The organism is Pseudonocardia sp. (assembly GCF_025965585.1).
Classification (GTDB): Bacteria; Actinomycetota; Actinomycetes; order Mycobacteriales; family Pseudonocardiaceae; genus Pseudonocardia.
Genome location: NZ_JAOPWR010000482.1, coordinates 1 through 11,812 on the forward strand (window position 1 = coordinate 1; position 11,812 = coordinate 11,812).

9 protein-coding genes are annotated in these 11,812 nt (G+C 73.6%); 2 read left to right on the top strand and 7 right to left on the bottom strand.

All coding sequences use genetic code 11. From position 1 onward, the window contains the following. The 3 genes from hrpA to JWR81_RS29840 form a co-directional block, all read right to left on the bottom strand. A partial coding sequence (gene hrpA / locus JWR81_RS29830; protein WP_367278886.1) for an ATP-dependent RNA helicase HrpA occupies positions 1–3,906 on the bottom strand: 3,906 nt, incomplete at its 3' end. A gap of 348 nt (positions 3,907–4,254) precedes the next feature. After that, positions 4,255–4,515, bottom strand: a complete 261-nt coding sequence (locus JWR81_RS29835; protein WP_297660429.1) for a hypothetical protein — start codon at positions 4,513–4,515, stop codon at positions 4,255–4,257. Between the two features lie 563 nt (positions 4,516–5,078). Continuing rightward, a complete protein-coding gene (locus JWR81_RS29840; RefSeq protein ID WP_297660432.1) occupies positions 5,079–5,921 on the bottom strand; it encodes a serine hydrolase in 843 nt (280 codons plus the stop codon). Between the two features lie 10 nt (positions 5,922–5,931). Here JWR81_RS29840 and JWR81_RS29845 point away from each other — a divergent pair, with 10 nt between their 5' ends. Next, a complete protein-coding gene (locus JWR81_RS29845; RefSeq protein WP_297660434.1) occupies positions 5,932–6,759 on the top strand; it encodes a DUF72 domain-containing protein in 828 nt (275 codons plus the stop codon). Between the two features lie 83 nt (positions 6,760–6,842). Next, positions 6,843–7,757 (top strand): LysR family transcriptional regulator, encoded by a 915-nt coding sequence (locus tag JWR81_RS29850; RefSeq protein WP_297660437.1) that lies wholly within the window; start codon positions 6,843–6,845, stop codon positions 7,755–7,757. 36 nt (positions 7,758–7,793) lie between these two features. On the opposite strand, the gene JWR81_RS29855 is transcribed toward JWR81_RS29850, so the two are convergent. The 4 genes from JWR81_RS29855 to JWR81_RS29870 form a co-directional block, all read right to left on the bottom strand. After that, positions 7,794–8,396, bottom strand: a complete 603-nt coding sequence (locus tag JWR81_RS29855) for a UbiX family flavin prenyltransferase (protein WP_297660440.1) — start codon at positions 8,394–8,396, stop codon at positions 7,794–7,796. Next, positions 8,393–9,745, bottom strand: a complete 1,353-nt coding sequence (locus tag JWR81_RS29860) for a UbiD family decarboxylase (RefSeq protein ID WP_297660443.1) — start codon at positions 9,743–9,745, stop codon at positions 8,393–8,395. The genes JWR81_RS29855 and JWR81_RS29860 overlap by 4 nt, the downstream gene beginning before the upstream one ends. Then, a complete protein-coding gene (locus JWR81_RS29865; protein ID WP_297660447.1) occupies positions 9,742–10,521 on the bottom strand; it encodes an SDR family oxidoreductase in 780 nt (259 codons plus the stop codon). The genes JWR81_RS29860 and JWR81_RS29865 overlap by 4 nt, the downstream gene beginning before the upstream one ends. Positions 10,522–10,541: 20 nt before the next feature. Further along, the coding region (locus JWR81_RS29870) for an MFS transporter (RefSeq protein ID WP_297660451.1) at positions 10,542–11,812 on the bottom strand (1,271 nt) is incomplete at its 5' end.

Genomic DNA, 11,812 nt, shown 5'->3' on the forward strand with positions numbered 1-11,812 from the left:
CGCCTGCTGGATCCTCTTGATCGACACCGGGTATCTCGTGCGCATGGGGTGGGCGTAGAGGCCCACCCTCAGCTCCTCGATCATCCAGCGGATCTCGCGCAGCTCGTCCGACGGCTCGACGCCCGGGGGGAGGGCGGCCAGCTCGGCGGCGTACTCGTCGGCCACCACGCTGACCTGGGCCGTCCAGTCGGCGTCGCGGGCGGGGTCGACGCGGAGCTTCTCGATGCGCCGCTCGATCGCCTCCAGGTAGCGGGCGACCTCCGCGAGCCGGGACGCGCCGGCGGCGGTGGCGAAGCCGGGGCTCACCAGCGCGTCGAGCTGGGCGGTGATGTCGGCCCGCCCCGCCGCGAGCAGCGGCGCGCGGAGGTCGCCCACCTGCGCCTGCACCCGGTGCCAGACGACGAGCACGCCGCGCACGGCCTGCAGCACCTGCAGCGTGGTGGAGGCGAGGCGCTCGCGGAAGAGCTTCTGCAGCCGCAGGTAGCCGCGCTCGTCCCAGGCGGGGCCGCCCGCGGCGCGGATCAGCGCGTCGGCCGCGGCGACCACGCAGTCGTCCACGAGCGCCGCCACGGAGCCGTGCGGGTTGCGCGAGAGCGCCAGCTTGCCGGCGTTGTCGAGCCCGCGCAGCACCTGCTTCGCCGGTGACGGGGTGTCGAGCAGCAGCAGCCTCCGGACGCCGCGCCAGGTGGCGGGGTCGCGCTCGGCCGCGGTCGGGAAGACCCGGACGTCCACGGCCTCGCCGCGGTCGACCAGCCCGGGGAACCCGGTGACGGTGTGCGTGCCGCGGCGGATGGCGTGCTCGCGGGGCAGCACCCCGATGGTCCACGTGGTGAGGCCGCGGCGTTCCAGCTCGACGCCCGCGGCGGCCAGCTCCGCGCGGACCTTCGGTGCCAGCTCGCGGCGCAGCGCCTCGAGGTCGGTGCCGCGGGTGACCTCGCGGCCGGCCTCGTCCACCACCCGGAACGTGACGGTCAGGTGCTCCGGCAGGCGGCCCAGCTCCCAGGCCTCGCGCGGGATCGTCACGTTCTTCATCCGGCCGAGCTCGCGCTCCAGCCCGTCGAGCAGCGGCTCGTCGCCGACCTGGAGCCGGGCCAGGACGGCACGGGCGTGGTCGGGGGCGGGCGCGAAGTTGCGGCGCAGGCTCTTCGGCAGGGTCTTGATCAGCGCGGTGACGAGGTCCTCGCGCAGCCCGGGTACCTGCCAGGTGAACGGCGTGGGGTCGATCTGGTGCAGCGCCGCGACGGGCACGTCAACCGTGACCCCGTCGTCGCGCTTGCCCGGCTCGAACGCGTACGACAGCGGCAGCATCAGCCCGCCGGCCTCGACGTGGTCGGGGTAGGCGGAGGCGTCGATGGCGGCGGCCTGCGCGGTGCGCACCATCTCCTCGGTGAAGTCCAGCAGGTCAGGCTGCCGGTTGTTCTTCCACCAGGAGTCGAAGTGGCGCCCGGACACCACGTGGGCCGGGATCCGCTCCTCGTAGAACGCGACGAGCGTCTCCTCGTCGACCACGAGGTCGCGGCGCCGGGCCCGCTGCTCGAGCTCCTCGGCGTCGTCGAGCAGCGCGCGGTTGGCGTGGAAGAAGCGGTGGCGGGTGTCCCAGTCGCCCTCGACGAGCGCGTGGCGGATGAACAGCTCGCGGGAGAGCTCCGGGTCGATGCGCCCGAAGTCGACGGTGCGGCCGACGACGATCGGGATGCCGTGCAGCGTCACGCGCTCGGTGGCGACGACGGCGGCGCGCTTGCGCGACCAGTGCGGCTCCGAGTAGGTCCGCTTGACGAGGTGCCCGGCCAGCGGCTCGATCCACTCGGGCTTGATGCGGGCGACGGTGCGGGCGAACAGCCGCGAGGTCTCCACCAGCTCGGCCGCCATCACCCAGCGCGGCTGCTTCTTGGCCAGCGTGGAGCCCGGAAAGATCATGAACTTGGCGCCGCGGGCGCCCAGGTACTCGCGCGTCTCGGCCTCCCGCAGACCCACCTGTGACAGCAGTCCGGCGAGCACCGAGATGTGGATGTGGTCGGCGTCCGCAGCGGTGTCGTTGGGGGTCATGCCGGCGTTGCGGGCGGCCGAGCGGAGCTGCGCGTGCAGGTCCTGCCACTCGCGGATGCGCAGGTAGTGCAGGAACTCCTCGCGCAGCGTCTTGCGGAAGCGGCTGCCCGAGAGCTCCTTGCGCTGCTCGGCGACGTAGTCCCACAGGTTGCGGAAGGCCAGGAAGTCGCTGCCGTCCTCCGCGAAGCGGGCGTGCTTCTCGTCGGCGGCCTGGCGCTGCTCGGTGGGGCGCTCGCGAGGGTCCTGCACCGAGAGCGCGGCGGCGATGACCAGCACCTCGCGCAGGCAGCCGTTGCGGTCGGCCTCCACGAGCATGCGGCCCAGCCGGGGGTCGACCGGCAGCGCGGCGAGCTGACGACCGACCGGAGTCAGGCCGTTCCTTCCGTCCGACACAGCCTTGCCGTCCAACGCGCCGAGCTCCTGCAGCAGCGCGATGCCGTCGTTGACGCTGCGGGTGTCCGGCGGCTCGACGAACGGGAACGCGGTGATCTCGCCGAGCTCCAGCGAGATCATCTGCAGCACGACCGACGCGAGGTTGGTGCGCAGGATCTCGGGTTCGGTGAACAGCGGGCGGGCGTCGAAGTCGTCCTCGGCGTACAGGCGGATGCAGATGCCGTCGGCGACACGGCCGCAGCGGCCCGCGCGCTGGTTGGCACTGGCCTGGCTGACCTTCTCGATCGGCAACCGCTGCACCTTGAGCCGGCGCGAGTAGCGGGAGATGCGGGCGAGCCCGGGGTCGATGACGTAGCGGATGCCCGGCACGGTCAGCGAGGTCTCGGCGACGTTCGTGGCCAGCACGACGCGACGGCCGAGCGAGCTCTGCTTGGGCGCGAACACGCGCTGCTGCTCGGCGGTGGTCTGGCGGGCGAACAGCGGGAGGATCTCGATGCCGGCGAAGTCCCTCTTGGCCAGCGCGTCGGCCGCGTCGCGGATCTCCCGCTCGCCCGGCAGGAACACGAGGATGTCGCCGGGGCCCTCGCGGCGCAGCTCGGCCACGGCGTCGCCGATGGCGTCGAGCTGGTCGCGGTCGGGATCGGCGTCCGGGTCGTCGGGGTCGACGACGGGCCGGTACCGCATCTCGACGGGGTAGCTCCGGCCCGAGACCTCGATGATCGGCGCGGGCTGCTCGGGCGTGCCGAAGTGCTTCGCGAAGCGCTCGGGGTCGATCGTGGCCGAGGTGATGATCACCTTGAGGTCGGGACGCCGGGGCAGCAGCTGGGCGAGGTAGCCCAGGATGAAGTCGATGTTGAGGCTGCGTTCGTGGGCCTCGTCGATGATCAGCGTGTCGTACTGGCGCAGCATGCGATCGCCGGTGAGCTCGGCGAGCAGGATGCCATCGGTCATGAGCTTGAGCAGCGTGTTCTCACCGACCTGGTCGGTGAAGCGCACCTTCCAACCCACGGCGTCACCGATGTCGGTGTGCAGTTCCTCCGCGATGCGGGCGGCGACGGTCCGGGCGGCGAGCCGGCGGGGTTGGGTGTGGCCGATCAGGCCGCGGACTCCCCGGCCCAGTTCCAGACAGATCTTGGGGATCTGGGTGGTCTTCCCGGAGCCGGTCTCGCCCGCGACGATCACGACCTGGTTGTCGCGGATGGCGGCGGCGATGTCCTCGCGGCGGGCGCTGACGGGCAGCGTCTCGGGGTAGCTGATCGCGGGCATCGCGGCCCGGCGTGCGGCGATCCGCTGCTCGCCCTCGTCGACGGCGGCGGCGATGCCGGCCAGGTTGCGGCCGCGTGCGGCGTGGTCACGCGTGCGGCGTGCGGTGTCGAGGCGGCGGGCGAGGCGGTGCTCGTCACGCTGGGAGAGGCCGGGGAGGCGCTCGGCGAGCGCGTCGATGTCGGCGTCCGAGAACTCGGGCACGGGCCCGTCGTCCGTGGGTCGGGGCCGCGGTGTGCGCGAGTCGCGAGCCGGGCGCGTCGACGGGCCCGCGGGCTGCGCGGCGTCGGGCGACTGCGGTGTGTCGGACGAGCGCGGTGCGCCGGAGGAACGAGGACGGCGCCGGCGCGGCCTGCGGGAAGGCCGGGCGTCGGCGCCGTCGGTACTCCCGCGGCCCTGCCGGTCGGCGCCGCCGCGGGCACCTCCACCGGCGGGCTTGACGCCCTCGCGGGAGGGGAGGGCGTCTGCGGGTGGGGTGTCCTGCGCGGGGCGCGCATGATCGGCTCGGGCCGCGGGAGAGGACATGATGCTTTCAGTCTGCCTGGGGTCGGTTCAGGCCGAACGGAGGGCGGGTGTGATCTCGTCCGCCATCGGGTCGTCGGCCGCGGGGTGCTCGACGAGCGCGAGCACGCGGTTGGCCAGGAAGCGGGCCGTGCGGACGGTTGAGCCGCCGCGGGTGGTCTCGCTCACCTCGACGACGCCTCGGCCGTGCGTGATGCCGACCTTGCGGCCGGCGCGCGTGGCGGCGATCTCGTAGCTGCGGGTGGTGCCGCTGCCGGCGTCGATCACGATCTCTACGCGGTCGCCCTTCATGGCTCGCCGTCCTCTGCTGGTGAAGAAGTGGGTGTCCGGGCCGGGCGCCGGGCGCCTCACGGCGCGTGGCACACCCGAAGGCGGCGGAGATTGGGACCCGGGGCTCGGATCGCCCGGCTCGGACACTCGGTACAACCCCCGCGACCCGCCGGTTGTTCCGGCGAGCCGCAGGGATCGGAAATGGGGGCGGCGCCGCGCGGGAGACGGCGCCGCCGTCGCAGCCGGACCGCGTGTGGGGGCACGGGGACCGGCGGGTCTGGTGGGGAGGTGGGGGTCCGAACCGGGCGCCGGGCGCCTCACGGCGCGTGGCACACCCGTAGGTGGCGAAGGTTGGGACCCGGGGCTCGGATCGCCCGGCTCGGACATCTTCCTCAACCACTCCGACGTGCGGAATGTTCCCGCTCGGGAGTGGGTGTCCGGGCCGGGCGCCGGTCGCCTCTCGGCGATTGGCGCACCCCGTAGGGCGGCAGAATGGTGAGACCCGGGGACACGGATCGCCCGGCTCGGACAAGGGCTACAACGGGGCGCCCCCACCATCCATTCCCCGTTGCTGCATCCCCGCGCTACAGAGCGGCCAGCACGCGATCGGTGAACGGGGGCCAGGCCTCGATCGCCCAGGGTCCGAAGTCGCGGTCGGTGAGCACCACGGCGGCGGCACCGGCGTCCGGGTCCACCCAGAGGAACGTGCCTGACTGGCCGAAGTGGCCGAACGTCCGCGGCGAGCTGCCGCCGCCCGTCCAGTGCGGGGATTTGCCGTCGCGGATCTCGAAGCCCAGCCCCCAGTCGTTGGGCTTCTGCCGTCCGTATCCGGGGAGGATGCCGTCCAGCCCCGGGAACGAGACAACGGTGGCCTCGGCCAGGGTGTGCGTCAGGGTCGGGGCCTGCAGTTCCGCCGCGAACCGGGCCAGGTCGGCGGCGGTCGCGACCCCGCCGGCCCCGGGGGAGCCCTCCAGCCGGGTGGCGGTCATGCCGAGCGGCTCGCAGACGGCCTGGTGCAGGTACTCGGCGAACGGGATGCCCGCGGCGTGGGCGATCGTCGCGCCGAGCACCTCGAAGCCGGTGTTGGAGTAGATCCGCTTCGTCGCGACGGCCGCCTGCACGGCGTCACCGGCGAACGCGAGGCCCGAGACGTGGGCGGCCAGGTGACGCACGGTGGAGCCCTCGGGCCCGGCCTCGGTGTCCCACTCGACCGCGCCCTCCTCGACGGCGATCAGCGTGGCGTACGCAGTGAGCAGCTTCGTGACCGACGCCAGCCGGAACGTCCGCTGCTGCTCGCCCGCCGTGGCCAGGACCCGTCCGTCCGCCGCGACCACGGCCGCGGCGACATGGTCGACGGGCCAGTCGAGCACCGTTCCGACGGCAGTGCGCAGGTCGTCCACGCGGCCATCCTCCCTCCCCGGTGCCATGCTCGCCGACATGGCACAGGCGCGGGTCGGGACCTCGGGGTGGCGCTACCCGCCGTGGCGCCGCACGTTCTACCCGGAGGGCCTGGCGCAGCGCCGCGAGCTGGAGCACCTCTCTCGCTGTGTCGACACCATCGAGATCAACGGGTCCTTCTACTCGCTGCAGCGACCGGAGAACTATCGGGCGTGGGCCGCCGAGACACCGGACGACTTCGTGTTCGCCGTCAAGGGCGGCCGATTCATCACCCACCTCAAGCAGCTGCGCGACGTCGAGCAGCCCGTGGCCAACTTCTTCGCGTCCGGGGTGCTGGGGCTCGGCCCGAAGCTCGGCCCGTTCCTGTGGCAGCTGCCGCCGCGCCTGCGGTTCGACGCCGCGCGCATCGCGGAGTTCCTGTCCTTGCTGCCGCACACGACCACCGAGGCCGCGGCGCTCGCCGCCCGGCACGACGAGCGGCTCGACGGGCGCGCGCTCACCGAGACCGACGCCGACCGGCCGCTGCGCCACGCGCTCGAGGTCCGGCACGAGAGCTTCCGCGACCCCGCCTTCCCCGCCCTGCTGCGTGAGCACGGCGTCGCGCTGGTGCTCGCCGACTCGGCCGGCACCTGGCCGGTGTTCGAGGAGGTCACGGCCGACTTCGTCTACGTCCGGCTGCACGGGCAGGACGAGCTGTACGCGAGCGGCTACACCCCCGCGGCGCTCGACGCGTGGGCGGAGCGGGTGCAGGCCTGGCGGGACGACGGGATGGACGCGTACGTCTACTTCGACAACGACATGAAGGTGCACGCCCCGTACGACGCGATCGCGCTGGCGGAGCGACTGTGCCAGGAGGCCCAGGGCTGATCAGGTCGTGGCCGCCGCCCGCGCCCGGGGACACCAGCGCTCCAGGGTACCGATCATTCAGCTTAGATGGTACGAAACATACTGTGGAGCTCCATCAGTTGCGCTACTTCGTCGCCGTCGCGGAAGAGGGCAGCTTCACGCGCGCGGCGGCCCGCCTGTTCCTGGCGCAGCCGTCACTGTCGGTGCAGATCCGCAAGCTGGAGCAGAGCGTCGGGGCCACGCTGTTCGAACGCACCGGCCGCCGGGTGATGCTGACCGCCGCGGGCGAGGTGCTGCTGGAGCACGCGAACCGCGCGCTCGCCGAGATGGATGCGGCGCGCGAACGCGTCACGGCCGTCTCGGAGGCCCGCGGTGGGCGGGTGACGGTCGGGGTGCTGCCCAGCGTCGGCGCCGATCTCCTGCCGGACGTCGTCGCGCGGTTCCGGACGCTCCACCCCGGCATCACCGTGCACCTGGTCGAGCACGACGTCTCGCGCGAGTTCGAGCAGATGGTCGCCACCGGCGCGCTCGACCTCGCGCTGACCCGGATGCCCGCGACCCTCGCTGGGCTCTCGGCCAGGACGCTCGTGCGGGAGCCGATCGTGCTGCTCGTGCCGCCCGGCCATCCCCTGTACGCGTCAGCACAGCCCGGGCAGCAGGGCGTGTGGCTGCGCGATCTCGGTGACGCCGACACCGTCACCATGCGCCCGGGCTACGGCCTGCGCGAGCTCGCCGACCGGCTCTGGGCCGGCGCCGGCGTGGCACCGCGGGTGGCGCTGGAGACCGGGCAGCTCTCCATCGTGCGCGGCATGGTCCGGGCGGGGATGGGCGTGGCGCTGCTGCCGCGGCTCGCGGCGGGGAACGACGGCTGCGTCGTCCCCGTCCGCGACGCGTCCGCCTACCGGGAGCTGGGCGTCGTGTGGCGGGAGACGTCGCTGGAGTCGCCGCCGGTCGCCGCGTTCCTGCACACCCTGGTGGAGTCGGCCGGCCAGGAGGGTGCTGATGAGCTCCGGCAGTGATGCGCAGTAGCCCCGGGCTCTTCGGCGCGCCCCGGCCTAGAGCTGGTGCACGTTCGCGTCCTCGTCGCGGGCGCCGTCCCAGCGCTGGACGGCGTCGGTGTCGATGCCCAGGGCGTCCAGGGCACGGCCGACCGTGTGGTCGACGATGTCGGCGATCGTCACGGGCCGCGTGTAGAAGGCGGGTACCGGCGGCATGACGATCGCGCCCGACGCGGTCACGTCCGCCATGAGCCGGATGTGCCCGGCGTGCAGGGGCGTCTCGCGCAGCAGCAGCACCAGCCGGCGACGCTCCTTGAGAACCACGTCCGCGGCGCGGACCACGAGCGTGTCGTCGTAGCTGGTGGCGATGCCCGAGAGCGTCTTCACGCTGCACGGTGCCACGAGCATCCCCTCCGTGCGGAACGAGCCGCTGGAGATCGGCGCGCCCAGGTCGCCGTCGCTGTGCACGACGTCGGCGAGCGCCCGCACCTCGGCCACGGACCGGTCGGTCTCGTAGCCGATGGTGGCGCGCGCGGCTTTGGTGAGCACGAGGTGCGTCTCGATGCCCGGGTCGTCGCGCAACAGCTCCAGGGCCCGGATCCCGTACACGGCCCCGGACGCGCCGGTGAGGGCGATGATCACCCGCCTCGGCTCACTCACAGCCCCAGCTCCGCGAGGTGGCCGCGGAGACGGTCGGGATCGGGCGGGGCCACGCGCATCTGCCGGAAGCGCCCGCGGTCGTCGGCGGGCACGGTGGCGTCGATGCCGAGCTTGGCCGTGACGCCGGCGCGTGCGGACGGGTCCAGGCTGCTGCCCTTCGCGTTCGGGACGACGAGCAGGTCACGGTCGGCCTGCACGCGCGTGGCGACGGCCCAGCCGATCTGCTCGTCGTCGAACACGTCGACGTCGTCGTCCACCACCGTCACCGTCTTGACGGTGACGGCGCCGGTGAACAGCGTCAGCATCGCCGTGGTGACCGCGCCCGGCGCCGGGTCCCGCAGCGCCACGACGGCGTCGAAGCGGCACGAGCCGGACTCGGGCAGCCGCAGCCCGGCCACGTCCAGCCCCGCCTTGCGCAGTGCGCGCAGCAGCAGCGCCTCGCGGGGCAGCCCGCCGACCAGGAAGTGCTCGCGCCCGCCCGAGAGGATCGTCTGGAACACCGCGTCCCGGCGGTGCCACGCGGCCTCCAGCTCGATCACCGGGGCCGGGCCACCCGGCCCGTACGTGCGGGGGAACTCCCCGAAGGGCCCCTCGGCCTCGCGGCGGCCCGCACGGAAGCGGCCCTCCAGCAGGAACTCGGCCTCAGCGGGGACCACCGCGTCGACCGACGGGGCGGTCACCACCGGCAGCGGCTCGGACGCCAGCGCGGAGGCGACCTCCAGGTCGTCGAGCGCACGGTCGGCGGGGGACTGGCTGGCCAGCACCAGCAGCGGGTGCACCCCCACGACGATCGCGACATCGAGGTCGCGGCCCTCCGCCTCGGCCGCGGTGAAGACCGCCCGCAGCCGCCCGGGCAGCAGCAGCGCCCGCAGCTCGCGCTCTCCCGCCGCCTGCAGCCGGTTGATCGACAGGTTGGTGGTGCCGCTCACCGGGTCGCGCACCGACAGCAGCGCCGAGGTGAGGTAGAGCCCGCCGTCGTGCTCGTGCTGGCGGGTCAGCGGCAGCGCGGAGAGCAGGGCGTCGCCGGTGAGCTGTTCCTCCAGCACCGGCGCCTCGGCGCGGTCCACCACCCGGCAGGAGCGGGGCCGGTCCAGCGCGGCGGCGAAGCGCTCCGCGGCCTCGGGGGTGGCGCAGCCCAGCGCCGGGCCGAGGTGCGAGCGCCCGATGAGGGTGTTGCCCACCAGCGGGAACCGGGAGCCCTTCACCGCGTCGAAGCGGACCGCGCGGCGGCCGTCGGAGTGCTCGAGGACGGCGGCGACCTCCTGGTCCGGGTCGATCGGCGCCCCCAGGACGCCCAGCTCGCCGCGCTCGTCGAGCAGGGCGAGCCAGGACCGCAGGTCCGTGGTCACGTGAAGACCCCGCCCCCGTCGACCACCACCGTCTGCCCCGTGACGAACCCGCTCGACGGCCCGGCCAGCCAGAGCACGGCGCCGACGAGGTCGTCGGGCACCATCTCGCGGCCCAGCGCACGGCCCTTCGCGGCGGCAGCGACGTAGTCGTCGGTGTTGAGGGTGCGGGTGGCCTCGTCGCTGACGAGCCCCGGCGCCACCCCGTTGACGGTGATCCGGTCCGGGCCCAGCTCACGGGCGGCGGCGCGGGTCAGCCCGTCCACCGCGGCCTTGGACGCCACGTAGTGCGCGAAGCCGGGCGCGCCCATCCGCGCGACGGTCGAGGAGATGTTGACGATCCGCCCGCCGCCCGCCTCGCGCATCGCGGGCACGACCGCGCGGATGGCCTGCCAGGTGCCGCGCACGTTGACGGTCAGCACCCGGTCCCACTCGTCGTTCGTCAGCTCGGTGAGGTGCTTCTTCCCACCGAGCCCCTGGTAGATCGCGGCGTTGTTGACCAGGGCGTCGATGCGTCCGAACTCGGTGACGGCGCGACCGACGACGGCCTCCCAGTCGGCGTCCGAGGTGATGTCACCGGGCACGAAGACGGCCCGGCCGGGGCCGGTCGCGGTGGCCTTCCCGGCCATCTCGGTGCCGGCGTCGGTGGCGGCCGCCACGTCGGAGGCGACGACGTCGGCGCCGGCTGCGGTGAGCGCGGCGACGTAGCGGCCGCCGATCCCGCCCGCCGCGCCCGTGACGACGACGGTTCGGCCGGTGAACTCGTCGGTGTTGGTCATGCTGGTCCTTTCGGCAGAAGTCATACCTGTGCGGTCGCCGGTTCGACCGGCTGTTGTTCCAATGCCCCGCGGGTCTCGGCCGAGCATGCCGCGCCCACCAGGAACAGTGCGACGCAACAGACGAGGAAGATCGCCAACCGGCTCGGGATGTCGGCCACCGTGGGGCTGGCCAGCGTCACGAACGTGGTCATCAGCCCACCGATCGCGAAGCCGCCGTTCCACACCAGTGCCGTCGCGGTGGCGCGCAGGCGGGTCGGGAACAGCTCGTTGAGAAAGATCGGGACCGCGGCGTACGACGAGTTGGCGAGCACGCTGATCAGCAGCCCGTAGCCCAGCAGCGCACCGGTGTCGGCCGGACCCAGCCCACCCATCGCCAGTGCGAGCAGGGGCAGCGCCACGAGGTTGACCACGCCGATGATCAGGAACGTGCGCCGGCGTCCGATGCGCTCGGACAGGTGCCCCACCAGCAGCGCCGCGGGCAGGATCACCAGGCTCGTCCACACCAGCAGCAGGCCGCGCGGGCCCGCGGGCAGCTTGTTGACCGTCGCGAAGAACGTCGGCAGGTAGCCCGAGGTCAGGTAGTACTGCGCCCCGGCACCGATCACGAGGGCGAGGCTGGCGAGCAGCGCAGGCACCCGTCCACGCGCCACGAGCTCGCGGGCTCGCGCGGGTTCGCGCGGGCCGGCCTGCGCGGCGGCCGCCCACAGCGGCGACTCCTCCAGGTAGCGGAAGAGCAGCAGGCTCAGCATCGACGCGGCGAACCCGGTGAAGAACATGACCCGCCAGCCCCACTCGGCGAACGCGTCGCCCGGGAAGGCCGCCGACACGGCGATGAACACCAGCGACGCGACGACCGCGCCGAGCCCGGCCCCGCCTCCGCCGACGAGCCCGGAGACCATGCCGCGCCAGCGCTGCGGCACCGACTCCGTGCCCAGGGTGTGCGTCGAGGCCACCACACCGCCGACGAGCAGGCCCTGCACGAGCCGTAGCAGGACGAACAGGATCGGGGCCAGCGCGCCGACGGCGGCGTACGTCGGCAGCGCGCCCATCAGCGCCGTCGCGACGCCGACCCCGGTGATGGTGGTGACCATGCAGCGCCGGCGCCCCACGCGGTCGGCGTAGCGGCCGAACACCGCGCCGCCGAGCGGCCGCATCACGAGGCTGACGCCGAAGGACGCGTAGGTGGCGGCGAGCTGCAGCGTCTGGCTCTCGGCGGGGAAGAACAGCGGCCCGATCGTCGAGGCCACGTACAGCAGGATGAACAGGTCGAAGAGGTCGAACGCGAACCCGA